Origin of the sequence: Collinsella tanakaei (genome assembly GCF_016900375.1) — a bacterium.
In the GTDB taxonomy this organism is placed as follows: domain Bacteria; phylum Actinomycetota; class Coriobacteriia; order Coriobacteriales; family Coriobacteriaceae; genus Collinsella.
Genome location: NZ_JACJKB010000019.1, coordinates 1 through 26,129, shown reverse-complemented (window position 1 = coordinate 26,129; position 26,129 = coordinate 1). Strand labels below are relative to the sequence as shown.

Sequence of the window (26,129 nt, the reverse complement as noted above, 5' to 3'; positions counted from 1 at the left end):
GTGGTTCAGATTATAGCTTGCGACGGTCTCGAATGTGCTCGGGCCGTTCAGTTCTCATGCTTCATGCGCTAATTCAAGGGGAAATGCCGTCTTTGATCTTGCGAGCCATGGAGAAACGCGACAACCGCTACGACGTGGTCTTTTTCCTCAACGATGAAATATGCTCGATACCGATCAACATTCGCTTTGCGTACCGAGTCGCCAACGATGGATGAAACTACTTCGTCAACCGGAAATGGGTAGGGAAGCGCGCTTATAAGCTTACGTACGGCGCGATATGAATCGAGAAGCGATCTCGCCGCACGGGGAGCGCTGCAGTCTTGAACGAGGTAGTTGACGATTTCTGCGAGCTGTCGTTTTGCGGGGGCGGTAATGACGATTCTATAGGCCATGTTCGTCCTCCAAATGCTCGATGACGGACAGGTCGTCTTCGTAATTTCCGTCGCGGTACGCGTCGATGCCCTCGCGGATGGCGGCGGCGATCTGATGCTGGCGCGCGATGCCCTCGTATTCCTCGAACAGCTCGGCGCTCATGATGACCATGTCGGCGTAGCCGTTCTTGGTGATGTAGATCGGCTCGTTGAACTCGTGGCAGCGCTTGGAGATGCCGGCTCCGTCCTTCAGCTCTTTGATAGGGAGAATCATCATGGCGGGTCCTTTCGTTGAGGTATCACTATCCCATAATATACCCATGTAAAGACCACGTATGCTACGAACTGGATAACGTGCAACACCGCTGGAACGTGCGAGGCTTGCGTTCGCGGGTTGCATGGCGCGGCGAGTCGTCGTGACGCGCAGGAGGCATATACTCGAGCAAAGGCGGAAAGGGGCAGATCGTGGGCCATCATCCACTCGATTGGAATCGCGACGGGCGCGTCGGCATGGGCGACGGTGCCATCACCGAGATGCTCGTCAACGAGCTCGAGCGCCATGGCGGCGATTCCGGCAACGACGGCGGCGGCTGCGGATGCGGCTGCCTAATCGCCGCCCTTGGCGTGATGGTCTCGCTGCTGATCGTGCTGAGTGCATTGGGTGGACGATAGGAGGCTGCGATGGTTGAGCTCGAGGCGAGTCTGGGTTTCGAGGACGCGAAGGCGCTCGTGCGCCGCGCCATCACGCAGCTCGGCGTGTCGGTTGAGGTTGCAGGCAAGCTCGAGCACGATATGGACGGCACGAGCCTGTACGTGGTCGTGATCGAGAAGTACTTCATTCGTAACGGCAGCTATGCGAGCCTGACGATCGTGGTGACGGGCGACGACGCTCGCTCGCGTGTGGAGGCGATCCCCGCGGGCGCAGGAGACGGCGTGTTCAACATCGGGTTCGGCGCGCACAGGCGCTTCGCTGAGGATTTCGAGCAGGCGATGCGCGACGCGGGGTACGAATAGGGCAGCACGCGGCAGATGCGCTGCGGAGCGCGTCTGCCGTCCTAGCCCTCGCGGTGCATGAACACGAGCGTGCGCTCGCGGCCGCGCTCACGGCAGAGCTCCGGTGCGAGCGCGTAGCCGACATCGAACCGCTCCAGGTCACGGGCGTCTTCGGTGCCGTGCTCGGCCATCCAACGGACCATGGAACCGCGGGCGATCTTGCTCGCGGTGGCGCGCTGCACGGGACGTCCGGCGCGCAGGTCCTCGCCGAAGATGCAGGTCACAACCGATTCGCCCTCGGGCAGGTGCGGCAGCACGGCCTTCGCGTACTCGACGCTTGCCAGGTTGACGACGGTCGTGGGGTAGTCGCCCGAGCAGATCTCGCGCGCCAGTGCATCGCCCCAGAAGGTGTAGAGGTCGCGCGCGCCGTCGACAGAAAGCTTGGCTCCCATCTCGAGCCGGTAGGGTTCCACGGCGTCGAAGGGGCGCACGCAGCCGTAAAAGCCGGAGAGCACCCACAGGTGCTCCTGCAGCCATTCGAGCTCGGAGAAGCCCATGACCTCGGGCGCCATGCTGCGGTACTGGATACCCACGTAGGAGAACACGGCGGGCGATGCCGCGCGGGCTACAAGCGGGTCGTCGAGCCGCACGTCGTCGAGCACGGGTACGAACTCGTGCAGGCGCACGATGTTCTCGGCAAGTAGCTTGTCGTTCACGCGCCAGAGGCTGCGCAGGCCCTCGGCGCCGTCGGCGCGCTCGATATCGAGTAGCGCGCGGTACAGCCGCTCGGTGCGCGCGGGGAAGGGCGGGATGTCGCGCGGCGCGAAGGTGTCGGCGGCGATGCGCATCTGTTTGGCGGGGGAGATGATGACCTGCAGCATGGGTGTTCCTCGTGGTCGAAGGTGCTCACGCTACCGTAGCACGAATCGCGCGGGAAAGCGGGCGATGCACAGCAACAGAGCCGCACGGCGATCTTCACACCGTGCGGCCCTGCTGCAAAATCGTTCGCTTACGCCTTCAGCTTAAAGCCCAGGCGAAGGCAGTCCGGCTACAGGATGCCGTCCTCGTCCATACGCATGAGGATGGTGGCGAGCTCGGCGCGGGTGCACTGAACCCTCGGGTTGAGCTTCTTCGTGCCGTCATCCTGATCGGCTCCGCTCAGGACGCCGTTCTCAACCGCCCAGCGCATCGCGTCGATCGCGTAGGTGGACGTATCGCCCGCATCGGGGAACCCGCTCAGGTTCTGGCTCGACGCGGGTTCGCCGGCGCGACGCCATAGGACGACCGCGGCCTGCTCGCGCGTGAGCGTGTCCTCGGGGCCGAACGCGCCGTTGCCGTATCCAGCGAAAATGCCGGTCTGCATGCACCAGGACGTCGACGAGGCATACCACTTATCGGCGCTGACGTCGCTTGCCATGCCGTCGCCGAGTGACACCGCAGGTTTGCCCTCGAGGTTCCACAGGATCTCGGCCATCATGGCGCGGGACAACTCGTCGTTCGGACCGAACTTGTCGGTGCCCGAGTAACCGCCCATTGCCTTGTTCTCGACCGCCCACGCGACGGACTTCGCATACCACTCGGTGCTACTCACATCACTAAAGCCGGTATCCGTATCGTCATCGTCGCCTTCGTCCTCCACGGGCGGCTCCGGCTCCGGAATCTCACCGGGTTCCTCGGGCTCGGGCTCTTCAGGCTTGGGCTCCTCGGGCTCGGGCTCTTCTCCATCGGGCATGAACACGACGTGGATGACGACATCCTCGTCGGGCATGACAAACCTCCAGGAGTTGGTTCCTTCTTCCCTATAGAAATTCAGCTCGCGGCCGCCCGCCTCGGCGGTTGCGCTGTAGAGCCACCAGCCGTCATTCGGCATGATACCGCCCGAAACGCTCGTGCCGGGCAAGGCCCTATACGGCATGCTCACGTCTCCGCCTTCAACGCCTTCGATTTGGACTGTGATGCTGTGCTTCTTGTCGGCATCTAGACCGACCCACTTGTATACGACGCTCACAGTTACATCAGCGTTGGGCATGAGCATCAGGTAGTTTCCGGTGGCGGCATCGTAGGTAAGCGGAACGCTTTTGCCTTCAGAGGTGGCGGAGATGCTTGCTAATATGTATTCGTCAAAGATGACGGGCTCGATGGAGATGATGTCTCCCGGGCCGCCGTCGCTCGTGAGGAGGCCACCCTGTCCGGTGATGTCGAGGATGACCTCGGGGCCATCAACCGGGTTATCGGGCTCATCCGGGGTGTCCGGCACGTCGGGTTCCGGCTCATCGATGCCGCCGATCTGGTCGATATAGGACTGCAGGCGCGCGCGGTACTGCGCCACGGTGTAGGTCTTCTCGCCGGAGACCGTGCCGGTGTAGCTGCCGGCTCCGAGCAGGCGGTTGACGTCGGCGAAGTCGACTGCGTGGATCTTGTTGGAGCTGACGATAGCGGCGCCGGCGATCTTGTACGTGTTGTCGCGGATGATCTTGTAGTGGCCGGTCTGGCGGTTTTCCGTGGTCGAGTAGCGCGTGCCGTACAGGTCGGTCTGGCTCGTGCCGGTCGCATAGGCCTTCTCGGCCCAGTACCAGCCGCCGATCACGTGGCGGGCGTCGCGGTATCCGCGCGCGATGACCTCGCCGCGCGAGTTGCCCCAGCGCATGGTGTTCGAAAGGGCATAGGGGTTGGAGTGCTGCAGGCCGTTACCGGTCTCGTAGCTGTGGTTCGACCAGTTGGCCGCGAGCATGGTGTAGGCCATGGCGGTGTCGGTGACCTTGAGCTCGCTGATGTGCTCGACCTGCGTGCGGACCTTGTTCATCTCCTCGAGGATGTCGAGCGATTCGAGCATGTTGGCAAGCGCGGTCGCGTCGTCGGGGTCACCGAGGTGCGTGTAGCTGTGCAGGTTGGTGCCGTCTTGCATCTTGCGCGGGCCGACCGTGCCGTTCAGGATGCCGGCGGCAACGTTGCTGCCCTGGGCCTTGAAGAAGTCGTAGGCTGTTTTGGTCTGCGCCTGCGTCTCGATCTGGCCCTCTCCGGGGGTGTGCGCCAGGGCGGGTGCGGCAAAACTGCCGGTGCCCACAAGGCTTGCGCAGAGCGCTGCAGTGATGGCGAGCATCCGTTTGGATAGTCTCATAGCGCCTCCTTGCTCGATCGTCCGCACGTCGGCAGGTGGCGTTTGGGCCCACGCGCGGAAATCTAAACGGATACAAAGATGGTATCGGTCCGCATGCATTTTCTGACTCACGGGGTTGGTAAACGGTAGCGATGGGATGGGCGCACGGGTGCGGGCTGAGCGTGCGGGAGCGGTTTCGTTGGGGGCGTGGCGCGAAGGGAGTGCCCGCCTGCAGGCATGCTGGTGCACAGCGGGCGCACGGGGTAGAGTGTCTACGGACGCTCCGCGCGGGCGGGGCGCATGATTTCGCGAAAGGTTGGCATGATGGGCAACACGGCTACGGTACGCTGGGGAATCTTGGGCGCGGGCGGCATCGCGCACCGCTTTGCGAAGAGCCTGGCGCACGAGCCGGCAAGCGAGCTTGTGGCCATCAGCTGCCGCACGCCCCAGAAAGCCGAGGCCTTCGCGGCGGAGTTCGGTGTGGAGCGCGTTTACACCGATGTTGATGGGGCCGATGAGGGCCACCGCCAGCTGCTTGCCGATCCCGCGATCGATGCGGTGTACCTGGCGCTGCCGCATGGCCTGCACCGCGTGTGGGCCGAGCGCGCGCTCGCGGCCGGCAAGGCTGTGCTCTGCGAGAAGCCGGCGATGCTTACGGCTGCCGAGATGCGCGAGGTCGCCGCGGTGGCGCGCGAGCACGGCTCGCTGTTCATGGAGGCCATGAAGGTGAGGTTCGAGCCGGCCTACCTGGAGCTGCGCCGCCTTCTGGATGCGGGTGCGATCGGCGAGGTCACGCGCGTCGAGGTGCGGCTGCTCGGCGAATCGGACCCGAAGGCGCTCGAGGCGTCGTCGTACTACTTCGACCCGGTGCAAGGCGGCGTGCTGCTGGACATGGGCACCTACTGCGCGAGCTGGCTTGCGGACCTGCTGCCGGCAGACCTTGCGGTGGTGAGCGCGGAGTGCGCCTGCAGCCACGGGGTGGACGTGTGGGACCGCGCGGAGTTCGCAGCACCCGGGGGAGCGAGCGCACTGCTGGAATGCGGCAGCGACCGCCCCGGCCCGAGGACGGCGCGCATCGTGGGCACAGAAGGCGCGATCGAGGTCGACCTGCCGCATCGCCCGGATGCGTTGCGCATCGTGAGTTCGTCTGACCCTGAGCCGCACGAGGTGCGCCTGCCCTACGAGGTGGACGACTTCTACCCGCAGATCGCGCACTTTGCCGAGCTCGTGCGCATGGGCGCGACGGAAAGTCCCATCATGCCGCTTTCGGCCTCCGTGCGCTGCGCGGAGATCCTCGATGCCATCCGCGAGGCGACCGCGCGGGGCGCGAAGTAGCTTTCGGTGCGGCCCTCGGAAAGTTATGAAGCCCGTTTTCAGCGTTTCTTTTGGGATCGGCCGAGTAGAGGCCTGATTTCTGCCCGCCTTGCGGCACGTTTTTCCAGTTGGCGAGAAGCCCAAGGTGCGGTGTACTCGAGGAGCCTGGCGAGAAACGCTGAAAACGGGCTTCATAATTATGCCGGCATACTACTGAGCAAGAATCCTGTGTATATCGAGGCTAGTTTCCAGCGCCAGCATGCATAGCGCGCAAGCGCAAGCGCGCCAGCACCAAACGGGGTCTGCGCGAAGAGCGCCGGCGCACACGAAAAAGCCGCCCGCACGGCCAAACAGCCATGCGAGCGGCTCAAATCAGCGGCAGGAGTCGCGCGGTAAACCCTACGCGCGCTCGATGAACGCCTTGTAGCCCTTGTAGGCCTCGTAGACGTCGGCCTTGTTGGTGACCTCCCACAGGGAGTGCATGGAGAGCACCGCCACGCCGGAGTCGATGACGTCCATGCCGTACTCGGCCAGGATGTAGGCGATCGTGCCGCCGCCACCCGCGCCGATACGGCCGAGCTCGCAGGTCTGGAAGTCCACGCCGGCCTCGTCCATGATGTCGCGGACGAGCGCCATGTACTCGGCGTCGGCGTCGTTGGAGCCGGACTTGCCGCGCGCGCCGGTGTACTTGTTGAAGCACAGGCCGTGGCCCATGATGGCGGCGTTCTTCTTCTCGAAGCGGTCGGCGTACAGCGCATCGAAGCCGGCGGACACGTCGGACGAGAGCATGCGCGAGTTGGCAAGGCAGCGGCGCAGCGCCAGCGGGCCGCCCTGGCCGGCGAGCTCGAGGATCTCGGCCATGGTGTTCTCAAAGAAGCGGCTCGTCATGCCGGAGGCGCCCACGGAGCCGATCTCCTCTTTGTCCACGAGCAGCGTGACGGAGGTGCGCTCGACGGTCGGCACATCCAGCTGCGCGGCGAGCGAGGTGTAGGCGCACACGCGGTCGTCCTGGCCGTAGCCCAAGATCATCGAGCGGTCGAGGCCCATCTCGCGGGCGGCACCGGCGGGCACGACCTCGAGCTCGGCGGAGAGGAAGTCCTCCTCGGTGACGCCGTACTTGTCGGACAGGATGTTCAGGAGCATCTGCTTGACGGGCTCCTTGGGCTCGTCGTCGCCCTCGATGACCACGGGGCGGCCGGCAACGATGACGTCGAGGTTCTCGTGGTCGACGGCCTCGGAGGCGGGCTTCTTCAGCTGGTCGGAGGCCAGGTGGATCAGCAGGTCGGAGATGCAGAACACGGGGTCTGCGGCGTCTTCACCCACGGCGACCTCGACGGTGGTGCCGTCCTTCTTGCAGATGACGCCGTGGATGGCGAGCGGGGTGGCCACCCAGTGGTAGGCCTTCACGCCGCCGTAGTAGTGCGTGTCGAGGTAGGCCATGTCGCCGGCCTCGTAGAGCGGGTTCTGCTTGAGGTCGAGGCGCGGGGAGTCGACGTGTGCGCCCAGGATGTTCACGCCCTGCTCGAGGGGAGCGGAGCCCAGGTTCACGAGCATGAGGGTCTTGTTGTGGCACACGGCGTAGACCTTGCTGCCGGCGGTGAGGGCGCGGCCCTCGGCCACGGCGGACTCGAGGCTCACGTAGCCCGCGGCCTCGGCCAGCTTGACGCCGGCGGCCACGCACTCGCGCTCGGTCTTGTTCGCGCTGATGAAGGCGCGGTAGTCGGCGCACAGGCGCTCGAGCTCGGCGACATCGGCGTCGCCGTACTTCTTCCATGCGTTCGGACGCTCCATAGGGATGCCTCCTGTTTTAGTAGGGATATGTCCGGGAGTATGGTAGCACTGTGGGGTGACAAGATGGTGCCGGGTGCAAACTTGTCGGGATGCGGCCGACCTTAGCCGCTGACGATCCACGTGCCGCCGCGCGCGCTGCCGTCTCGTTTGAGCTTGTCGCTCTTGCGCAGATTTGCCACGAGCCGCTCGGCAGATCGCTTGGAGCATCCGAGCAGGGCAGCAAGTTCGGCAACGGTGCCCTTGGGGTTTTTCGAAAAGTAATCCAGTGCCTGGCGAGAGCGGCTCTCATGTTCGTCTTCAGGAATGGAGAAGGGGAGCAATGCATCGCGGATAACGTGCAGCATGAACGCGACAAAACGCTCTGAGGAGCCTTCGGCGTTGGAAGTCGCCAACGCCCTGTAGTATTCCTGCTGACGCTCGCGAATGACGCTTTCGATGGGAAGCCAGGCGAGCACGGGCCGCCAATGCGAGAGCAGCAACGTGTGCCAAAGCCTTCCAATTCGTCCGTTACCGTCAGCGAAGGGGTGGATGAATTCGAACTCGTAATGGAAGATGCACGACGTGACGAGCGGGTGCAGCTCGGTTGTTGCAAGCCAGCTGAAAAGGTCTGCCATGACCTGCGGAACGTAATTTGCCGGTGTGCCGGCATGGATGAGGGCGTCGCCGTCGAAGACCCCGACATCGCGAGAACGGAAGCAGCCGGCATGCTCGATGAGCCCATCCATCATGATACGGTGCGCATGGAGCAGGTCGTCTGGGCTGAGCGGGTTGAGAACGCCCATAAGCCCATAAGCTCGCTTGGCGTTCTCTACTTCGAGAATGTCCTTTGCCGGGCCAAGGACGCGTTTGCCGTCCATGATTGCCGTTACGGCTTCTTCGGAAAGCGTGTTTCCTTCAATCATGAGGGAGGAGCGGATGGTGCGGATGCGCAGCTCCCGGTGAAGGGTGGGATCCGTGCTAAGGCTAGAGGTTGGGTGCAGTTTGCCGACGAGCTCTGCAATCTCCATGCAGAGGTTATCGATCTCCGGCGTTCTTTCAAAGGGTGGTTTGTATCCCATGCGGCCTCCTTTTACCGCCATCATTTTACCGCCATTGGCGGTAAAACGGCGGGGATACGACCTGTTATGGAGTTCATTCTTTCTGATTGATTTGTATGTCTGACATACACGAATTGTTTGGTTGCGCAGGTGCCCACCGTGCGCTCATGCGGGATTTTTCACATTCGGCAACGAATTCCTCGGCAGTGCGTATGCTACGGCTGATGAGGAAAGTCTAGTATTGGGGATTACTCGCGGCAATGGGAGCTCAATTCTAGTTCATTGTGGGCGCGTTGATATCACGCGATGCTGCAGTAGAATCGGTTGTGATTTCGATTCGACAGTGATGATATGGCTGTTTTCCAGCTGTTCATGCCATATGCAGAGAGGATTAACCCATGGAATCCGTATACCGCCAGCTCGTAGTTATTGGAAATGGATTCGATCTGCACTGCGGCCTTCATTCGAGTTATTTAGATTTTAAGCGAAACCGAAAACACTTTTTTAATCAACCAGATGAGGCCGAGGCGACTAATGCCCCTATTCATCATGAGACAATCTGGGACATCATCCTTGACGGCAATCATGGTTCCGATTGGAAAGATATTGAGGGTTGTATTGCAAGCTGGATTGATCCTGACAAGACTGGGGCGAATAAAAGGCGGCGAGGAATTGAAGGCGTTTTCTTTTGTCTGGCACAAAACGATCCTAAAGCTTGGAGTCACGATCTTTCTGATGGCCAGCGACAGGTTCTCCTCTATTTGCTCGAGCATTATCCCAAAATGGATTGGAATTGCCACAGCTTATATAGGTTCTTAATGAAAGAGCTCAATGTGTTCGAAAACGATTTCAAGAACTATCTTGATTATGCTGTTAATTCCTCTAGCGAATACAAAGAAAAGGCAAGGCGTCTGTTGTTTTCAATTCTTGCTGACGGAGGTCCTGATCAAAACGTTGTGCTATACAACATAAACGTTCTTTGTTTCAACTACACTCGGTCTGCCGAGGTATACAGCGTTGGTTATGGTACAGAACGAGCGCCGATTAGATACTGCAATATTCATGGGCGTTTGACGGGCTCAATCATTTTCGGAATTGATGGATCTGGTCGGCTCGATAATGCCGAAATATCCCAGTTCACTAAAACGTCTAGGGTGATGTCGCTCCGTTCTCAAAACGGCAACAATGGCCGGTCAGACAACGGCGTGCAAATATCCAAAGAAACTGATGTAATCAAGTTTTTTGGCCACTCTCTTGGAGATGCGGATTATTCCTACTTTCAGTCCATCTTCGATATAGTTAATTTGTATGGAGGAAATACAAAGCTGGTTTTCTACTACTGTCCGTATCAGTTGTCTGACGGCACTCAGGTGAGTGCTGACAGTGCTCGAGAGCAACAAATGACGAAAGCTCTAAAGCTGTTGGATAGTTACGGATCAAGCCTCGATAACCCCAATCACGGGAGAAATCTCGTTCATAAGATGCTTCTTGAGAACAGAATTGAAATACGTGAGCTGAAAGAGAAGGATTGGAAGGAACTGCCTGAGATTCAGTAAAGTTAGACCATATCTGAGTGAGCAGAGAATCGCGTTTAATGAAACATCTGCTTGCCAACCTATTTTCTGCGGATTTCCAGCATCTGGAGACGAATCGCGCCATTTACAATGCATACGCTCCCCACTACTCCCAGAGCTTCCGAAGTCGTATGAAGAGGCGCGTTCTACGCCGGATTTCGGGGCGATGTTCATGTGGCCGGAGGAGGAATGATGATTGGGGGACGAGGGGCGCTAGGCGCACCTCGTCCCCCAATCAGAATCTGTAGGTGCTTACTTGCTTGTTGTCGGTATCCCCTAGGATGCCGGGTGGTTCGTGCTGCATGCTTCCCGAAAGATCGAGTTTCGACCTCATGCGGCGGGACTGTCGTACCGCTCATCCTCCGCAATCAGGTAAAGTGCTCCGGAATCGGCGGCAATCTTCGTCGGACGTTCGCGCAGCGCAGCAAGGGACTCGACGCCTTGTTGGAGTGGAAGCACCTCGGGTGATCGCATCTCGCGCAGTTTGCCCAAAAGCGAATCGGTGAGGCTTTCATTGAACTTCCCGACTTCTTCGCCAGCTCCGGTAAGTGCATCGTCAACCGGCGTAAGCTCGCCGATAGGTGTTTTGGAGAACAGCGAGCCAAGTGCCTTGCCTGCCTCGGAGATGCCCCCAAGAAGGGCGGCGTCAAGGGAGCCTCGCGACCCTTCCTCAATGGCCTCGTAGCATTCGGTATAGAGTTCGCGGTATGCGAGACCATGAGCGGAGATTTGCTCGGCGATAGAGCGAAGATAGCTTGCATTGAGGTTGTCGCTCAGCATCGGCTCAAGGAACGAAGCAAGAGCGTACGTGTAGGTTGCAAGTCGGTATTCTGCGAAGCGGTCGAGAATCTCGGTGAGACGCGCTTCGACTGACGCCCTGATTTCAATTGGGCCATTTTGAATCTTTCCTCTGATCTGAGCTCTTTGCAGCGTTGCAGCGGAGTCTGCCTGTTTCCTGACTTCGAGTACCTGCGCGTGCGCGCTTTGCAAGAAGATTTGGTTGTCCCAGTTGTAGCGATAGGAACGAGCAATGTTCGCAAGTTCCTGGAAAGCACCGCGAAGTTCAGCCTTATCGCGCTGCCGAAGGTACTCAAACATCTCCTCTTGTGCCTGTTGAATGGAGTCAAGTTTTTGCGTGACGACCGCAAGGGCTGCGGCTATCGCGAGTGTTACGGGATCGAAGGCGACGGGAGCCTGCTGAATGGCGTCGGCAACGTGTAAACGCGCCTGGCCAAAGCCCTTTATCGGGTCGCGATATGAACCGAGAAGCCCAGATCCATCTTTAAAAGCTTGCAAGATTTCAGGAGATATCGGATTTCCGAACTTGTCGGTCACAGTGAAGAGCACGGGCGCCGCAAGCGACGCTGTAGCAGGTGCGAGGGCGTTAACGAGCGATGAGAGCCCAACTCCAAAAGCAGGGAGCTGATCGAAGGGGATACGTAGAGCGTTATCGGTCTTGACCTCGATATCGGTGGGAACGAGACCAAGGGCAAACTCATTCGGGTTTTCGATATCGTGAGAATCCGTCATAACGCTCTCCGTTTCGGTTGATGGTATCGCTATTGTACGTCGATGCTGAAGGTAAAGCTTACTTTGCCTGCGGAGAATCGAGAATTAACGAGCGGGGAAGCGGGGTGCATCAATTCACGCAGCTACAATATGGTGTCAGAAGCGGCTAATATGGCAATCTAACACGAAGAGGCGGTGCCATGATTCTGTTAGAATCTGGCTAGATGTATTGCATAGTGCAAGCACCGGAGGCGCCATGAAATACTCGGAGCTCTTGGACAGAAATGCAGCGCTGAGCGAACTGCAGTCGTTCTTGGTCGATGGCGAGAACGTAGCGGTAACCGTCCGCATTCCAAAGAACATGCGTGACGCCGCTAAGGAAATGGCTGAGCTTTCGGGGATTAGCTTTACGGGGCTTCTCAAACTGAGCCTTATCGAGTACTTGGCACAACGGGGAAGGTAGAATGGAATTCTTGGATAACGTTGGAGTCAATAGGCTCGGCGATGCATTGGCTGGCTCCATCGATGCGGGGGCTAAGCTTTCCATAATCAGTGCTTACTTCACGGTGTTTGCCTATCGCGAGCTCAAGGAAGAGCTTTCGAAAATCGACGGCGTTCGTTTCCTTTTCAGCGAGCCGACATTCGTTAAGGCGATGGAGGACGCTAGGGATCCGCGCCAGTTCGAGCTAGAACGTCGCGACCGCGAGCGTGGAGTAGGCGGTGTAGGTCTCGAGCTCACGCTGAGCAACAATCTGGACCAAAGGGCGATCGCTCGCGAGTGCGCTGAGTGGGTGCGTTCCAAAGGCTCGTTCCGCTCCGCTCGAATCAAAGGCGCCATTCAGCCCGGCGGCACTTACGTGGTGGATAATCCCGATGGAACGGCACATGGATTCATGGGCGCCAGTGCGTCATTTACTCAAGAGGGTCTCGGCTATGAGCGTCGTCCGGGAACAGTAACAGGCGTAAGCCACTTTGAAGGCATGGCGGAGACGGCTGGACTCAAGGCTATGTTTGAGTCGGTCTGGGATAACCCCTCAATGGTTGAGGACGTGACCGAGCAGGTGGCCAGACAGGTCGAGACGCTCTACCGCGAGAATCCGCCTGAGTTCGTTTACTTCCTGACGCTCTACCATCTGTTCCGCGAGTACATGGACGACGAGGAGGATAACGGTATCCGATCGGGCATCCACTTCGAGGACTCTGTTGTCTGGAGCAAGCTCTACGATTTCCAGAAGGACGCCGTGGTGGGCGCCATCCGCAAGCTCGAGAAGTACAAGGGCTGCATCATCGCCGACTCGGTGGGCCTCGGCAAGACCTACGAGGCGCTGGCCGTCATCAAGTACTACCAGGAGCGCAACGACCGAATCCTGGTGCTGTGTCCTAAGCGCCTACGCGAGAACTGGACGCTGTGGACCAACGACAACGACGACCGCAACCCGCTCGCCGACGACCGCTTCAGCTACACGGTGCTCAACCACACCGACCTCTCGCGCTATTCCGGCATGAGCGGCGAGGTGGACCTCGAGCACCTGAGGTGGGGCAACTTCGACCTCATCGTCATCGACGAGAGCCACAACTTCCGCAACAAGAGCACCGACGCCGAGAAGAAGGACCGCTACACGCGCCTCATCGAGGACGTCATCAGGAGCGGGCGCCGCACGAAGGTGCTCATGCTCTCGGCAACCCCGGTGAACAACCGCCTGCTCGACCTGCGCAACCAGATCGAGCTCATCACCGAGGGCGACGACGCCTACCTCGCCGACACCGACGGCATCCCGTCCATCACGCAGGTGACCCGCGTCGCGCAGCAGCGCTTCAACGAGTGGAGCAAGCTGCCCGACGAGGAGCGCACGACCGAGAGCTTTGCCGAGACGGTCAACGCCGACTACTTCAAGCTGCTCGACGTGCTCACCATCGCGCGCAGCCGCAAGCACATCACGAAGTACTACGGAGCGGAGAGCGGCACCTTCCCCACGAGGCGGCCGCCGCTGTCGTTCCAGACGCCGATCGACCTCGAGGGCGAGCTGCCGCCCATCGCTGAGCTCAACGACATGATCGCCCAGTTCACGTTCGCCCAGTACCAGCTGCTGGGCTACGTGATGCACAGCCTGCGGAAGAAGTACGAGGACCGCTACGGCGACACCTGGGGCAAGGACTTCGACAGCCAGGTGCACCGTACCGCCGCCGTGGCGAACCTCATGCGCGTGAACGTCCTCAAGCGCATGGAGTCCTCGGTGAACAGCTTCCGCATCACGCTGCGCCGCATCCTGGAGGGCTGCGAGAGCCTGCTCGCCCAGCTCGACGCGCTCGACAGCGGAGGGGCGGCGTCCGTCGGGATGACTAGCTGGGACGGTGACTTCGACGACGATGACGACGCCGCCGAGGAGTTCGAGGCGGGCTCCAAGGTGCAGGTGGACCTTCGAGACGTCGACCGGCTCAAGCTCCGCCCCGACCTCGAGTTCGACGTGACCGTTCTCCGGGCGTTGCTCGAGTACGCCGACGCCGTGACGCCGGAGCGCGACGCAAAGCTCGCCAAGCTCAAGGAGTTCATCGCCGAGAAGGTCGCGCACCCGTACAACCCCGGCAACCGCAAGGTGCTCGTGTTCAGTGCGTTCTCCGACACGACGACCTACCTCTTCGACCAGCTCGCCCCGTGGCTCAAGAGCGAGCTCGGCATGGAGTGCGCCGAGGTGAGCGGCGACCGCAACCGCACCTATTCGCTCAAGCTCAGGCGCACCTCGTTCGAGAACATCCTCGCCCGGTTCTCCCCGGTCTCCAAGGAGCTGCCCGAGGCGCAGCGGGCGCAGGGCGAGATCGACGTCGTTCTCGCCACGGACTGCATCTCCGAGGGCCAGAACCTGCAGGACTGCGACTGCCTGGTGAACTACGACATCCACTGGAACCCGGTGCGCATCATCCAGCGCTTCGGCCGCATCGACCGCCTGGGGTCGCGCAACACCCAGATCCAGCTCGTCAACTTCTGGCCTGACATCGCGCTCGACGAGTACATCCAGCTCGAGGGGCGCGTGAAGGGCCGCATGGCTCTGCTCGACGCATCCGCCACCGGCGAGGAGAACGTGCTCGAGTCGAAGGCGTCGGGCGAGATGAACGACCTAAAGTACCGCCGCCAGCAGCTCAAGCAGCTGCAGGAGGAGGTGCTCGACCTCGAGGACATCTCGGGCGGCATCTCCATCACCGACCTGCAGTTCGACGACTTCCGCGTAGAGCTCCAGCGCTACGCGAAGGAGCACCCGGGCCTGCTGGAGAGCGCGCCCATGGGCGTGCACGCCGTGGCGCCCATCCCCGACGATCTGCGCGGCGAGGTCGAGCCCGGCGTCATCTTCTGCCTCATGCAGAACGACGACGCGCGAAACCCCATGGACGCCAACCCCACCTTCCCGTACTACGTGGCCTATGTCACCGCCGACGGCACTCGCGTGACCAAGCACACGCAGCCGAAGGCCGCGCTCGACATCATGCGAGCGGCATGCGCCGGCCACGCAGAGCCCATTGCCGACCTCTGCCGCGCGTTCAACCGCGAGACGAAGGACGGCATCCGCATGGACGCATACACCGACCTGCTCAACACCGTGGTCTCCTCGATCACGGGCGTGCAGGAGGAGAAGGGCGTCGACTCGCTGTTCAGCCTGGGCGAGGTCGGGGGCGGCGCGGTCTCCGGGTTCGACGACTACTCGCTCGTGAGCTTCGTGGTGCTGCGATGAGCGTTGAGTGGAACGACATATTCCGGCTGCCGTCTGCTTCTCTCGCCCGCAGGCGCGTGCCCAAGGCCGCGTTGCTGCGCAATGCGCATCTCACGCGGCTCGAGCAGAGGGCGCTGGACAAGGTCTCCTTTATTGAGCACTGGGCCACCGTCCAGAAGTCCTCGACGCGCATACCGCCGCACGTCGACGAGGAGCGCGACATCCAGGCAGTCGTGTTCCTGCGCTGCGGGCTCACCGGCCGCTCCTCCGCCTACGCCGAGCTGGCACGCATCATCCATCCGTGCTTCCCCAACCCCACGGTGCTGCTGTTCGAGAACGGCGGCGAGACGTGCCTGAGCTGTGCCGTCACAAGGATGAGCCAGGCGGAGCGCGGCGCGACCGTGGTGGAGGACGTCACGTCGACGGGAGGGTTCGACCCGGCCGACCCGCTCTACGCGTCGCTCCTCGCTGACCTGGCGCTCAATCGGATGCCGCAGGGCGACCTCTACGAGTACGTGCGGGAGCTCTCGTGGCTCCTGCGTTTGGGGCGCCTCACGGGCTCGCTCGGCTTCTACCCGAGCTGCGCGCCCGCGCAGCGGGTGCGCCTGCTCGAGCTCTCCTCCGAGCGTGACGAGCTTGTGGCGAGGCGAAACGCCATCACCGAGCAGCGCCGCAGCCGAGACCTCACGCTCAACGAGACGGCGAAGTTGCGCATGGAGCAGCGCGAGGCCGAAGGAAGGACCGAGCGTTTGCTTAAAGAAATCAACGAGATTTGCTCGAAGGGAGCTACGTCTTGAGCATTATCGATACTTACCTTTCCGAAGCTAGGAGCGTGCTTGCGGCGGGAGACCTCCGCGAGGTCGACCGAATCGCCCGGGAGATCGTCTCGGCGTTCCATAGCGAGATCCCTCACCTCTCCTCGTACAGGGGCGCCCGGATCATCGGTGATGGACGCGACATGCACAGCCCCGATGACCTTAGGAAACTTGTCGGAAAGCTCCGCGTCCTCAGGGAGGAAAAGGACAGGGAGCTCTACGGGCCGTACGGACTCGAAACCATCACCGAGCACATTCGCAATCTCGAAGACGCCATGAATACTGGTGTTGATGGCGACGATCTGGAGGCGCTGTACGAAAGGGTCGACCGGATTTACGCGAACTATTACGACTCGTATGTAGATGGACTAAGCGGCTGGAACTACCGAGATTATGAACCTTGTGACGAGCAGACCTCCCTCAGAATCGAGAAGCTCAAGCACTTTCGCGATGCGGAGTTGAGAAAGATTAGGGTAGCCGAGGCGCAGGGCGCGAGCCTTAGCGTCAGCGCCATAAGCGAGAGCTCGTCAGCCTCAAGTGCGAGCATCCAGATGTCTGTTGCCATCGAGCAGATCGACAACCTCCCCGACTCCAGCCTCACCGAGGACGAAAAGACCTTACTCAAGGGCATGATGGCTGACTTGCAGACGAAAGATGCTGAAAAGCGAGAGGGGAAGCTTCAGAAGATACTCGGCTGGCTCGCGGACAAGGGCACCGACGTCTTCATAGCCGCCATGCCCTATATCGTTCAAGCCGTTCAGTCGCAAATGTGACATTAGGAGGGTAACCATGGCTGAAATTGAGAAGATGGACCTCGAGTCCCTTGACGTCGTCGACGAGCGCCTCGAACGTATGCGCGAGCTGTTCCCCGAGGTGTTTAGCGAGAGCGGAATCGACTTCGAGAAGCTAAGACTAGAGCTTGGCGACGAAGTCGACACGAATGACGAGCGTTATTCATTCACATGGCCCGGAAAGGCCAAGGCGATCCGCCTTGCCCAAACTCCAACAACGCTTACCCTTAGGCCTCAACCCGAAGAGAGCGTTGCCTGGGATACAACTCAAAACCTCTATCTCAAGGGGGACAATCTCAAAGTCCTGAAGATTCTCCAGAAAGCCTACTTCGGGAGTGTCAAACTCATCTACATCGATCCGCCGTATAACACTGACGGTGATTTTGTTTACGAAGACTCATTTAGTGATTCAATCGAAGATTACAAAGTTCAATGCGGATTGAGCTGCCAAGCCAGCCCGGATTTAACCGGTCGTAAGCACTCTCGCTGGTGCACATTCATGTATGCCAGGATGAAAGTCGCTCGCGAGCTGCTACGGCCGGACGGAATCGCAATCGTTAATATCGACGAGCATGAGTACACCAATCTCCAGCTCATTATGCGCGAGATCTTTGGGGAGAATAACGATCTCGGAACTATCGTTTGGGACAAGAGGAATCCAAAAGGTGACGCCACGGGCGTCGCAATGCAACACGAATATCTTGTGGTCTACGCACGAGACAAGTCTCAGATCGCCGACAAGCGTGTCCTGCAAAGACCGAAGAAGAATGCTCAGGCTATGCTTGACAAGGCGAAAGCTTTGTTCGGCTCAATTAACCTGACTTACTCACTCGATGATGCCAATCGCGACTTCAAGGAGTGGATAAAGAGCCGGAACGAATTGTCGGGCGGAGAGCGAGCTTACAACAACATAGATGAGAATGGCGAGGTTTATCAGCCAGTTTCCATGGCGTGGCCGAACAAGAAGAAAGCGCCTGACGATTACTTTGTCCCCCTCATTCATCCTGTTACTGGAAAAGCGTGCCCTGTGCCGCCTCGTGGTTGGAGGAACCCATCGAAGACCATGCAGGAATTACTCGACCATAAATTGATCGTCTTCGGAAAAGATGAAACAACTCAACCCAGACGGAAGTATCTCCTCCGCGAAAACATGATGGAGAATATACCTTCGCTTCTTTATTTCGGAGGAAGTGACACGGCGATGCTGGAGGAGATGGGCATCCCCTTTGACACGCCGAAAGTGACATCGATTTGTGCCGAGCACATTCAGTCTCTCTCCTCTGGCGAGGACATCGTTCTTGACTTCTTTTCTGGCTCCGCAACCACCGCCCATGCCGTTATGCAAGCCAACGCGAATGACGGGGGCAAACGTCGCTTCATCCAAGTTCAGCTTGAGGAGCCTTGCAAAGAGGGTAGTGAAGCTGCGATTGCCGGATTTGAGACAATTTGCGAAATCGGTATGAAGCGCACTCGGGCGGCTGGTGAAGGGCTCGATGGAGTGGATACGGGATTTCGTGTTCTGCAGCTTGACGAATCTGGCATTGATAAACCTCGACCGGGTGAATTGCGGCTTAACGTCGTCAAGTCCGACCGTTCCGATCTTGATATCGTATTCGAGATGATGCTCAAGTGGGGCCTTGAGCTCACTCTGCCCGTTGAACAAGAAAAGGCAGCAGGTTACCCCTGTTATTCCGTCGCCTACGGCGAGCTCGTATGCTGCCTCGCCCCTGGCCTTACTATTGATGTGCTCGAGGCAATTGCCGAAATCGAGCCCCGCCGGGTATTTATTCTCGACAGCATCCTGGACGACTCGCTCAAACTGAACGCCGTCCAGATCTTCAAGCGCGTCGAGGAGCGCACCGGGCGCGAAGTCGAACTGAGGACGGTATAGCATGGCGACGCTTGAACTGAAGTACTCTGCCGACCAGCAGTATCAGATCAATGCCGTTACCAGCGTCTGCGACCTGTTCCGTGGGCAGGAGTTCATGAGCGGCGAGTTCTTGGCGGAGGTAGCCGGCGAGCGCGGCCTCTTCGACACCGTCGGCCACTCCAACGGCATGCGCCTATCCCCCCAACAATTGGAGTCGAACCTTCATGTCATCCAGGAGGAGAACTCTCTTGCTCCCACCGATGTGCTCACTGATGGCAGACTCAGAGACTTTACCGTTGAGATGGAAACCGGTACCGGAAAGACCTATGTGTACATTCGCACCATCTTTGAGCTGAACCGACGCTACGGACTTACGAAGTTCATCATCGTGGCCCCTTCCGTCGCCATCCGTGAGGGTGTTCTCAAGAGCTTCCGGAGTACAAGGAGCCACTTCGCGACGCTCTACGACAACGCGCCCCTGGACGTGTTTGTTTACGACTCGAAGGACATGGGCCCCGTCGGCAACTTTGCGACCTCGAGCTCGATTCAGGTCATGATCATCAACATCGGCGCGTTCAACAAGGGCTTCCAGAACGACGGCGGCGCTGACGAGGGGAACCTCTTCCACAGGGTGAGCGAACACCTGCCCGGCGGGCGCAGCCCACGTGAGCTCGTGGCGGAATGCCGGCCAATCGTCATCATCGATGAGCCCCAGAGCGTCGACAACACCACGAAGGCCAAGGCCGCGATCCGCAGCCTGAACCCGCTGTTCGTGCTGCGTTACTCCGCCACCCACAAGGAGGAGTACAACAAGGTTTATACGCTTACCCCGACGGACGCCTTCCAGCAGGGGCTCGTCAAGGGCATCTGCGTCGACTCGGTCCTCACGCAGGAGGATCTCAACGGCTCCTACGTGCGCCTCGAGTCGACCAAGAAGGACCCGTTCTCCGCCCGCCTGACCATCGACGTAAAGCAAAAGGACGGGAGCCAGAAGCGCAAGACGGTGACCGTGAAGCGCGGGCGCAGCCTCTACGATGTCAGTAACGAAAACCCCGATTACGAGTCCGGCTGGATCGTGAGCAACATCTCCGCCGCCGAGGACGATCAGTTCGTCGAGTTCCTCAACGGAGAACGCATCGAGCTTGGGCAGGCCGTCGGCGACGTCGCCGAGGAGGCTATCAAACGCGCCCAGATCCGCCGCACCATCGAGGACCACCTCCAGAAGCAGCTCGAGCTCTACCCACGGGGCATCAAGGTCCTCTCCCTGTTCTTCATCGACAAGGTCGAGCGGTACCGCCTCTATGACCCCATCCGCAGCGGCGAGTACGCGCAGATGTTCGAGGAGGAGTACGCCGACGCCGTCGAGAAGTGGCGACCGCGCTACGAGAAGGCTGACGTCCCCCTCGACGACGACCCGGCGGCCGTTCACACCGGCTACTTCGCCCGGGACGGCAAGAAGCGGTTCAAAAACTCCACCGCCTCGGCGAACACCGCGGCGGACATCGAGACCTTCTCCCTCATCATGGAGGAGAAGGAGACGCTGCTCTCCTTCCCTGGTACGACGGACACCGAGGAGGAACGAGCGAAGAAGCGCGTCCAGTTCATCTGGTCGCACTCCGCGCTCAAGGAGGGATGGGACAATCCAAACGTCTTCCAAATCTGCACTCTCGTGGAGACCAAGGACACCATGACCAAGCGCCAGAAGGTCGGGCGCGGCCTCAGGCTCTGCGTCGACCAGGATGGCGAGAGATGCTACGACGAGGACGTTAACGTGCTCACGGTCATCGCTAATGAGAGTTACGACAGTTTCGCCCGGCAACTCCAGAGCGAGCTCGAGAAAGACGGCGTGCGCTTCGGTGTTATTACTCCCGAGAGTTTTACCTCCGTTGTTATAGAGGGGGACGACGGGGCTGAGGGACGTATCGGGTATGCCGGCTCTAAGGCGATATACGACTCTTTCCGTCGAGCGGGGCTTATTGACAAGGACGGAAAAGTATCGCCCGAGCTCAAACTTGCATCTGAGAAGGGCGAGGTTGAGATGCCGGCTGGCCTTGAGGGTGCTAAGGAGCAGGTCGAGACGCTTATCATCCATAAATCTCAGCGGGTCCAAATTAGGAATAAAGCGGATGAGGTTGAGGTCGTGCTGGACAAGGACGTTACTCTCAGTCCTGCATTTCAGGCGCTGTGGGACCGAATCCGCAGGCGAACCCGTTTTGAGGTCAATGTCGACAGCGACAGGCTCGTCGAACAAGCCTGCGAGGCAGTTTCATTGATGCCAAAGGTTAAGACACCTGAGGTGGTTGCATTGCGCGCCGGACTTGACGTCGGGGACGGTGGCGTGATTGCAGAGGCGCTCTCAAGCTCTATCGTTCACGTTGAAGGTCGCCGTATGTACGATCTTCCCGACCCGATTTCGGAGTTGACGGATGCGGTTGGCTTGACGCGCGCGACGATAAAACGAATTCTCGAGGGGTGCGGAAGGCTTGACGAGTTCGAATTGAATCCGGCGCTTTTTCTCGCTCAGGTTGCCCAGAAGATCGAGAAGGTGAAGGCTGAGGCCATCGCCGATGGAATCAAGTATGTAAGGCTACCGGACGAAGAATGGTACACGATGAAAGATCTCGACCCCGGCGAACTTAAGGCGTACGTTGGGCAGAACGCTTGGAAGCCGTCTCACCGTAAGAGTCTCTATACGTATGTAGTCTACGACTCTTCTTCCGTGGAGAAGCCCTTCGCGGTCGAACTAGATCAGGCGGAAGAGGTGAAGGTGTTCGCGAAGCTCCCGAGTAGCTTCAAGATCGATACGCCTCTTGGAAGCTATAACCCCGATTGGGCTTATGTTGAGGAACGCGACGGAGAACATCGTGTGTACTTCGTTATCGAGACTAAAGGAGGCGGAAACAACAGCATACGAGTAAGTGACTCGGAGAAGACGAAAATTCGCTGTGCCCGTAAGCATTTCGAGGCAATCGATGTTCCCGATCTCGAGTACGACGTGAGGACGACATACCACATGATTGAGTTCGATGGAGGCAGGTAGGTAGATGCTGAACAGCACCATCAGAATAGACTTGCATATCCACTCAAAAGCTAGCGCCTATAAGGATAAGGGTGTCGACCTCGGGGAGTGCGATGCCGAACATGTTGATGTGCTGCTTGAGAAATTAGAAGAGCACCGTATCGACATGTTCTCCATCACTGATCACAATAGGTTCAATGCCGCACTGTATGAAGCATTTCGTCAAGGGATAAACAGGCGGAATTCTGATATTTCGCTACTGGCAGGTGTTGAGTTCGATGTGGAGCTGCAGGAAGGAAAGCCTGCGGCACATGTTATTACGATCTTCAACGTTAAGGATGACGCTGATTGTGCTCGAATAGAGTCAACGATAGATGGTGATGGACGAATCGAAGATCCGTCAGGGTTTTATCCGCTGGACAAGTTCGAGGCCCTTCTTAGGCATATTGGTGTGGACGCCATTTTAATCGTGCATCAGTATTCTGGATTTGGAGGAAACCAGCGGACCCGTTCTGTTGGTAAAGCGTGTGATGACGCGGTTGGTTTCTATCGGTATGGATACTTTGATGCTTTGGAGTACAACAGCTACAAAGTCCAGGGTATTCTTCGCGGAGAGCTTGCTGATCTTGAGTTGCCTGCGCGCATGATAGTCGGCAGCGACTGTCACGAGTGGGCGTGTTACCCGAAGCATGACCATAACCAAAGAATGCCTGGGGCATTCTTTGCTGAGATTCGCGCCCTTCCAACGTTCTGCGGGCTTCTCATGGCGTTGACCTCTCCTGAAACAAGGATTGGCTGGCGGGACTATGAATGGAAGGACTCCTACTGCCGAGAAATCACTTTGTGCGGAAAGACGATTCCGTTGAGTCCTGGGTTAAACGTACTTATTGGTGAGAATGGGTCTGGTAAGTCATCTCTGCTAGATCTTATTTGCGATAAGCAGGGTAGAAAGACTTATGTAAAGAAAATCGGCGAAGAGTACGGTTTTGCTTGTGGGCACAAGCCGGAATCATTTGCCTACGTTCCACAGGGTCTCTTGCAAGAAAAATACGAGAAGGGGACGATGTTTGACGACTCCCTATTTAAGGAGCCCAATAATACTGCCTTTATTAGCTCGGCGCGTGCATACGCTGATGGGATAAAGAATCTTATTGTTGACAACATATCCAGAAACAATCTGATTGAGAAGGCGCGAGAAACTCATTACCTGCCCTCTCCTGAGGAAGAGACTTTCGGGTTTACGGTTACCTACTCAGAGGACTTTGCCAACGATGGAGATCCTTGGGCGGAGAGAGCCGAGGCGCTTCGGACGATTGGTTCTCTTCTGGGGCAAGAAATTGCGCGCAGCGAGTATATGGATGATGAGATAGATAAGCTGAAGAGTGCGGCTGCGCTTATTGAAGAGGTCATATCATCTGTTGCTCATAGAAGCGACTGTCGCACAATTACTAATGGTGTGAAGAGCATCATTCTTAGGGATTTCAAGAATTATGAGCTCTACATTGAAAAAAGGAGTGATGACGAGGATAGAAAAAGCGCTGCCTACCGAAAAGATAAGGCGATGTTTAAAGATGTCGTGATCGACCTCGCTCGCTCCGAAATGTTGCAATCTCCGACGCTGACCAGCTCAGTTATTTCAGAGAATGCTGGTGTTGCAAGAAATCAGCAGAATGGTTTTTCTTTTGTTAGAAGAGCCGCATACTCCGATTTGGATGACTATGCTAACGACTATCTGCAGTGTTTCAATAAGCAGTACTGCTCTATTGACAAGTTAATGTCAATTAAAACACGCGACGAAGCGGCTAAAGCAATCCCTGGGGGAAAGCCGGAAACCTGGGTGTCGGACTTTGACGCGCTTACAGAGAAATTTATAAAAAAGCTATGCGAGACCGCCGATACCATTCTGGATGGAGAAAGCAGGGCAATGGGCAATACTCTGGGTGAGCGAGCCCTTACATACTATAAGTATCTGAGCTATGGCTCTGCGGGTGTTGAGGTATTCGTAGCTGACCAGCCTGAAGATAATATCTCAAATCAGCGCATTAGCGCTGATCTTATCGGATACTTGGGAAATCTCAGAAGGCGCTCGCAGGTCATCATCGTTTCTCATAGCCCACTGCTCGTTGTCAATCTCGATGCTGACAATGTAATTGCCTTGAGAAGGGACAAGGAGGGTGCGGAGCGAGTTGTATCAGGATGTCTCGAGTCTGAGGATGACGGATCTGTGCTTAGCGAGGTTGCGTCCATTTTGGATGGCGGCAAAGAGGCGATCAAAAGGAGGTTGGCGGCATATGGCCCGCTCGATTAAGCTCAACGGTACCTCAGAGGGCGTCGAAATGATAGTTGACGATAACGTGACAACTGTTTTCAGTAGAGAAAAGGCAATCGACGCGCTCGGCTTTTACAAAGCGCTCGACTATCATGCTCGCGATATTTACGAGCTAGAAAAAGGTATCTGCGGTCCGATTCCCAAAGGTTCGTTTGAATCGCTTGAGGGACTGGTCAAGGAAATCGTTGATGGTATTAACGGCCTTGCGGCAGAGGGTGCTTCTACAAGCGATGGGCAGACTATTCCGGGCTCTATATATAATGGGGATGAGGAAGATATCCCTTTCTAACAGCGATGTGTTCTTGTATCTGAGTGCACTACTCGCCTCGGCGAGCGTTGTATGTCATTCTAGGGAAACGCTGCGGCGAACTTTCGCCTCCTGCAGGACGAGTATTGGGGCTGTTGCAGCAGGTCCGATTCTGCCGATAGGCATCATTAAGCTCTTCAGGAGCTGCGGCGCTTGGCTCGCCGCCCGTAACCCCATTGAGCGCATTGAACACAAGGTTGGGCGGTCGTGCGAGATAGATTGGTTGGGACTGACGGTCGGTCGTGGTGTCATCGACAGGCGACGGGCATGGTATCCGAGATTCGCCTCAGCTCCACCGTACGGTTTGGTATCGAGTCTGCACGCAGGTCGGAGCTGATTCTCAAATGCCGCTGGTCGGATCAGCTCGCGGATTCTTGGGACGGAGGTATACAAATGATAAAGAGAGTGGAATACCTAGAACGCTTTTGGGAACCCTATCTTATGTCTGAACGCGAGTTTCTCAACATTTGGACGCATGCTCGCCGATGCCCCGGTGAGTAATCGCCCGCTTCAGAGCATGCGATATTGCGAATGGGAGCCGCTGGTGGCCAACGTCAGATATTGGCATAGAGAGCCATCGATATTTCGCAAGGGAGCCGCCTGCTGCTACCTTCGTCTTGCCATGTCGGAGTCAAGACGAAGGAGGTTTTCAGCATGGCGAATAGAATCAGGGCCAAGTGAGTACTGCACCTAGTTAGTACCGGCGCTCTACAAGAGCGGTACCGCCGTTCCGCATATGCGGTACCGGCCGGCGAACCCGATAACCTTTCAGCGAGGAGGGCGCCATCCGGGCGCCCTCGCCCGTTGGAAGGAGGCCCGTATGGCCACTAAGAAGGAGATCATGCGCCAGCTGCTGAAGGGGGTGAGCTGGAACGAAGCCACCCGCGCCCTGGTAACGTACAATTTCTTGCGCACTTTGATAGCGGAATAGCGTCCAGGTAAGGAAGGAGGGCACGGCCCGCCCCGGTATGATTCGAGTTGCCTAGACGAGAAACATGCTGGAGGTAGACCATGCCCGAGCCAATCGTAACATTCAACGAGGAGTCCCTGAAGTCCGACCTTCGCGAGCTCGTCAGGAGGACCGTCGAGGACACGCTGAACGGCCTCCTCGAGGAGGAGGCCGGCGACCTCGTCGGCGCCGAGCGCTACGAGCGGACCGCCGACCGCGAGGCGTACCGGGCCGGCCACTACGAGAGGAAGCTGACCACGACCTCCGGCGAGGTCACGGTCCGCATGCCCAAGCTCAAGGGCATGAGGTTCACCACGGCGATCATCGAGCGCTACCGCAGGCGCGAGACCTCGGTCGAGGAGGCGATGATCGAGATGTACCTCGCGGGCGTCTCGACCAGGCGCATCGAGGACGTCTCGGAGATCCTCTGGGGCTCGAGCGTCTCGGCCTCCACCGTCTCGAACCTCAACGAGAGGGCCTTCGCGTCCGTCGAGGAGTGGCGCAACCGCCCCCTCGGGCGCGCCTACCCCTACGTCTACGTCGACGGGTGTGTTTAGTCAAGCTTTGCTTTCGGAAAAGAGCGCGCCTTTCTTTCGGGTTTCGCCACGAAAGGTTTTCGGGTTTCGGCGCGGGCACGCCGCTATCTTCCTGACTTGCCCAGC

General features: G+C 58.5%; 19 protein-coding genes and 1 pseudogene. 13 read left to right on the top strand and 7 right to left on the bottom strand.

Going from position 1 to position 26,129, the window contains the following annotated elements:
- Window positions 1-68 precede the first annotated feature (68 nt).
- Window positions 69-392 carry a type II toxin-antitoxin system RelE/ParE family toxin gene (locus H6A16_RS09800; RefSeq protein WP_204618688.1) on the bottom strand — a complete coding sequence of 108 codons (324 nt, stop codon included), beginning with the start codon at window positions 390-392 and terminating at the stop codon, window positions 69-71.
- The gene (locus tag H6A16_RS09795) at window positions 382-648 is read right to left on the bottom strand and encodes a type II toxin-antitoxin system Phd/YefM family antitoxin (protein WP_204618686.1); all 267 of its coding nucleotides are present in this window, start codon (window positions 646-648) and stop codon (window positions 382-384) included. The genes H6A16_RS09800 and H6A16_RS09795 overlap by 11 nt, the downstream gene beginning before the upstream one ends.
- A 188-nt stretch (window positions 649-836) precedes the next feature.
- Here H6A16_RS09795 and H6A16_RS09790 point away from each other — a divergent pair, with 188 nt between their 5' ends.
- Window positions 837-1,043, top strand: a complete 207-nt coding sequence (locus H6A16_RS09790; protein WP_204618684.1) for a hypothetical protein — start codon at window positions 837-839, stop codon at window positions 1,041-1,043.
- A gap of 9 nt (window positions 1,044-1,052) precedes the next feature.
- Window positions 1,053-1,385, top strand: coding sequence for a DUF6054 family protein (locus H6A16_RS09785; protein ID WP_204618682.1), 333 nt, complete (start codon window positions 1,053-1,055; stop codon window positions 1,383-1,385).
- 41 nt (window positions 1,386-1,426) lie between these two features.
- On the opposite strand, the gene H6A16_RS09780 is transcribed toward H6A16_RS09785, so the two are convergent.
- Entirely contained in the window at window positions 1,427-2,245 is an 819-nt protein-coding gene (locus H6A16_RS09780) for a YaaA family protein (RefSeq protein WP_204618679.1), read from the bottom strand.
- Between the two features lie 167 nt (window positions 2,246-2,412).
- Window positions 2,413-4,482: an S-layer homology domain-containing protein gene (locus H6A16_RS09775; protein ID WP_204618677.1), complete on the bottom strand. Its 2,070-nt coding sequence runs from the start codon at window positions 4,480-4,482 to the stop codon at window positions 2,413-2,415.
- A gap of 300 nt (window positions 4,483-4,782) precedes the next feature.
- Between H6A16_RS09775 and H6A16_RS09770 the strand changes: the two genes are divergently transcribed.
- Window positions 4,783-5,796 (top strand): Gfo/Idh/MocA family protein, encoded by a 1,014-nt coding sequence (locus tag H6A16_RS09770; RefSeq protein WP_204618675.1) that lies wholly within the window; start codon window positions 4,783-4,785, stop codon window positions 5,794-5,796.
- A 378-nt stretch (window positions 5,797-6,174) separates the two neighbouring features.
- Here the strand turns inward: H6A16_RS09770 and H6A16_RS09765 are convergent, their stop codons facing one another.
- Window positions 6,175-7,566: an aminopeptidase gene (locus tag H6A16_RS09765; RefSeq protein ID WP_204618673.1), complete on the bottom strand. Its 1,392-nt coding sequence runs from the start codon at window positions 7,564-7,566 to the stop codon at window positions 6,175-6,177.
- Between the two features lie 101 nt (window positions 7,567-7,667).
- On the bottom strand, window positions 7,668-8,624 hold the full coding sequence (locus tag H6A16_RS09760; RefSeq protein WP_204618671.1) for a Fic family protein: 957 nt from the start codon (window positions 8,622-8,624) through the stop codon (window positions 7,668-7,670).
- Window positions 8,625-9,001: 377 nt separating this feature from the next.
- Between H6A16_RS09760 and H6A16_RS09755 the strand changes: the two genes are divergently transcribed.
- Window positions 9,002-10,159: an AbiH family protein gene (locus tag H6A16_RS09755; RefSeq protein ID WP_204618668.1), complete on the top strand. Its 1,158-nt coding sequence runs from the start codon at window positions 9,002-9,004 to the stop codon at window positions 10,157-10,159.
- A gap of 348 nt (window positions 10,160-10,507) precedes the next feature.
- On the opposite strand, the gene H6A16_RS09750 is transcribed toward H6A16_RS09755, so the two are convergent.
- On the bottom strand, window positions 10,508-11,707 hold the full coding sequence (locus H6A16_RS09750) for a hypothetical protein (RefSeq protein WP_204618666.1): 1,200 nt from the start codon (window positions 11,705-11,707) through the stop codon (window positions 10,508-10,510).
- A 235-nt stretch (window positions 11,708-11,942) separates the two neighbouring features.
- Between H6A16_RS09750 and H6A16_RS09745 the strand changes: the two genes are divergently transcribed.
- From H6A16_RS09745 to H6A16_RS09705, 9 genes and pseudogenes are all read left to right on the top strand, one after another.
- Window positions 11,943-12,149, top strand: coding sequence for a hypothetical protein (locus tag H6A16_RS09745; RefSeq protein WP_204618664.1), 207 nt, complete (start codon window positions 11,943-11,945; stop codon window positions 12,147-12,149).
- 1 nt (window position 12,150) lies between these two features.
- Window positions 12,151-15,408: a helicase-related protein gene (locus tag H6A16_RS09740; RefSeq protein WP_204618662.1), complete on the top strand. Its 3,258-nt coding sequence runs from the start codon at window positions 12,151-12,153 to the stop codon at window positions 15,406-15,408.
- Complete coding sequence (locus H6A16_RS09735; RefSeq protein ID WP_204618660.1) at window positions 15,405-16,184, top strand: DUF4391 domain-containing protein; 780 nt, start codon at window positions 15,405-15,407, stop codon at window positions 16,182-16,184. Before H6A16_RS09740 ends, H6A16_RS09735 begins: the two co-directional genes overlap by 4 nt.
- Window positions 16,181-16,975 (top strand): hypothetical protein, encoded by a 795-nt coding sequence (locus H6A16_RS09730; protein WP_204618658.1) that lies wholly within the window; start codon window positions 16,181-16,183, stop codon window positions 16,973-16,975. Before H6A16_RS09735 ends, H6A16_RS09730 begins: the two co-directional genes overlap by 4 nt.
- Window positions 16,976-16,991: 16 nt before the next feature.
- Window positions 16,992-18,884, top strand: coding sequence for a site-specific DNA-methyltransferase (locus tag H6A16_RS09725; protein WP_204618656.1), 1,893 nt, complete (start codon window positions 16,992-16,994; stop codon window positions 18,882-18,884).
- 1 nt (window position 18,885) lies between these two features.
- The gene (locus H6A16_RS09720; RefSeq protein ID WP_204618654.1) at window positions 18,886-21,903 is read left to right on the top strand and encodes a DEAD/DEAH box helicase family protein; all 3,018 of its coding nucleotides are present in this window, start codon (window positions 18,886-18,888) and stop codon (window positions 21,901-21,903) included.
- A 4-nt stretch (window positions 21,904-21,907) separates the two neighbouring features.
- A complete protein-coding gene (locus H6A16_RS09715) occupies window positions 21,908-24,190 on the top strand; it encodes an AAA family ATPase (RefSeq protein ID WP_204618652.1) in 2,283 nt (760 codons plus the stop codon).
- Complete coding sequence (locus tag H6A16_RS09710; RefSeq protein WP_204618650.1) at window positions 24,174-24,500, top strand: hypothetical protein; 327 nt, start codon at window positions 24,174-24,176, stop codon at window positions 24,498-24,500. The genes H6A16_RS09715 and H6A16_RS09710 overlap by 17 nt, the downstream gene beginning before the upstream one ends.
- A gap of 1,029 nt (window positions 24,501-25,529) precedes the next feature.
- A pseudogene (locus H6A16_RS09705) lies at window positions 25,530-26,015 on the top strand (transposase); the annotation flags it as partial.
- Window positions 26,016-26,129 lie beyond the last annotated feature (114 nt).

Coding starts and splice junctions, on each gene's coding strand:
- H6A16_RS09800 (WP_204618688.1), bottom strand. CDS start 392: ATGGCCTATAGAATCGTCATTACCGCCCCCGCAAAACGACAGCTCGCA.
- H6A16_RS09795 (WP_204618686.1), bottom strand. CDS start 648: ATGATGATTCTCCCTATCAAAGAGCTGAAGGACGGAGCCGGCATCTCC.
- H6A16_RS09785 (WP_204618682.1), top strand. CDS start 1,053: ATGGTTGAGCTCGAGGCGAGTCTGGGTTTCGAGGACGCGAAGGCGCTC.
- H6A16_RS09780 (WP_204618679.1), bottom strand. CDS start 2,245: ATGCTGCAGGTCATCATCTCCCCCGCCAAACAGATGCGCATCGCCGCC.
- H6A16_RS09775 (WP_204618677.1), bottom strand. CDS start 4,482: ATGAGACTATCCAAACGGATGCTCGCCATCACTGCAGCGCTCTGCGCA.
- H6A16_RS09770 (WP_204618675.1), top strand. CDS start 4,783: ATGATGGGCAACACGGCTACGGTACGCTGGGGAATCTTGGGCGCGGGC.
- H6A16_RS09765 (WP_204618673.1), bottom strand. CDS start 7,566: ATGGAGCGTCCGAACGCATGGAAGAAGTACGGCGACGCCGATGTCGCC.
- H6A16_RS09760 (WP_204618671.1), bottom strand. CDS start 8,624: ATGGGATACAAACCACCCTTTGAAAGAACGCCGGAGATCGATAACCTC.
- H6A16_RS09755 (WP_204618668.1), top strand. CDS start 9,002: ATGGAATCCGTATACCGCCAGCTCGTAGTTATTGGAAATGGATTCGAT.
- H6A16_RS09750 (WP_204618666.1), bottom strand. CDS start 11,707: ATGACGGATTCTCACGATATCGAAAACCCGAATGAGTTTGCCCTTGGT.
- H6A16_RS09745 (WP_204618664.1), top strand. CDS start 11,943: ATGAAATACTCGGAGCTCTTGGACAGAAATGCAGCGCTGAGCGAACTG.
- H6A16_RS09740 (WP_204618662.1), top strand. CDS start 12,151: ATGGAATTCTTGGATAACGTTGGAGTCAATAGGCTCGGCGATGCATTG.
- H6A16_RS09735 (WP_204618660.1), top strand. CDS start 15,405: ATGAGCGTTGAGTGGAACGACATATTCCGGCTGCCGTCTGCTTCTCTC.
- H6A16_RS09725 (WP_204618656.1), top strand. CDS start 16,992: ATGGCTGAAATTGAGAAGATGGACCTCGAGTCCCTTGACGTCGTCGAC.
- H6A16_RS09720 (WP_204618654.1), top strand. CDS start 18,886: ATGGCGACGCTTGAACTGAAGTACTCTGCCGACCAGCAGTATCAGATC.
- H6A16_RS09715 (WP_204618652.1), top strand. CDS start 21,908: ATGCTGAACAGCACCATCAGAATAGACTTGCATATCCACTCAAAAGCT.
- H6A16_RS09710 (WP_204618650.1), top strand. CDS start 24,174: ATGGCCCGCTCGATTAAGCTCAACGGTACCTCAGAGGGCGTCGAAATG.